General features: G+C 69.8%; 1 protein-coding gene. It reads right to left on the bottom strand.

Annotated features, from left to right (window positions below; all coding sequences use genetic code 11):
* Window positions 1-13 precede the first annotated feature (13 nt).
* Window positions 14-1,157, bottom strand: a 1,144-nt coding sequence (locus tag ACRYR8_RS21180; RefSeq protein ID WP_432486241.1) for an IS110 family RNA-guided transposase, incomplete at its 5' end; no start/stop codon positions are given.

The following is a 1,157-nucleotide window of genomic DNA, read 5'->3' as shown; positions in this document are numbered from 1 at the left end:
GCTCCCTTCTGTGTCAAGGGCGGGGTCTAACGGGGCTCTTGCGGCTTCGTCGGCGCGTGGCGACGATGGACGTGGCGGGTCCGGGAAGTGACTTCTCCGAAGAGCCGGCGCCGGGGTCCGAGCCGGTCGCGCTGGAGCCAGCAGCCGCCCCCGCTTGTCCTCCCGGGCCCGTCAGCAGCACCTCGGCAGGCGGGACCTCGGCAACGTCGTCAACGATGCCCACCTCCGGCTCGGCCAGGCTCGTGGTGGCCTGCGCGTCGGCGACCATCTGCCGGTAAACCACGTCCGACAACCGCCGCTTGAGGCAGCGGATGGCCTCCATCGACGTCTTGCCCGCCGCCAGCTTGCGCCGGTAGTACGCCCGCCCCTCGGTGTCGTGGCGCATCTGCACGATCGCCATGATGTGCAGGACCCGGTTGATGCGCCGGTTGCCCGAGCGCGACAGGCGGTGGCGGTTGTTGTCGCCGCTGGAGGCGTCGATCGGCGCGGTGCCGTTCCAGGACGCGAAATGCGCCTTGGTCGGAAAGCGTGCGATGTCCCCGACATCGCCGAGCAACCGAGCAGCGCCTGACGGGCCGATGCCGTTCAACTGCAGCAGACCCGAGCCGGTCGCAGTGATCAGCTCGGTCAGTTCCTTCTTCGCCGCCTTGATCTTCTTGTCGATCACCGCCAGCTCGGCGATCTTCTCCGCCGCCAGCGACCGCCGGGTCCGCCCGACGATGTCGCGCGGGCGGACGGTGGCCAGCAGTGCTTTGGCCTGCGGCGCAGTTAGGAAGACCTTGGCCCCGCCGGGCAGCAACTCCAGCAGCAACTTGTGGATGCGATTGATCAACTGACTGCGAGCCACTCCCAGCTCATCGCGGCGATCGACCAGCAGACGCAGCGCGACGTTCTCGGCATCAACCTCGACCCGACGCAGGACGGGAGTTCGCAAGGCGACCAGGGCGATGGAGTGCGCATCGGTGACGTCGGTCTTGCGGCCCTGCCCGGTGGAGAACACCCGCGCCCGCGCGGACAGCTTCGCCGGCACGTCCAGCACCTGCTCGCCGTCGGCGACCAAGCGTTGGGCCAGTGGGGGCACCTCCCGCGTGCGGGGGAGCTTGCCGATGCCGCCCGCGCCTTCGACCGCCCAGACCCGCTGTGGCCAGGCGCGCCCC

Source organism: Kineococcus esterisolvens (genome assembly GCF_050871405.1).
Classification (GTDB): domain Bacteria; phylum Actinomycetota; class Actinomycetes; order Actinomycetales; family Kineococcaceae; genus Kineococcus.
This window is presented reverse-complemented; position numbering and strand designations above follow the sequence as displayed.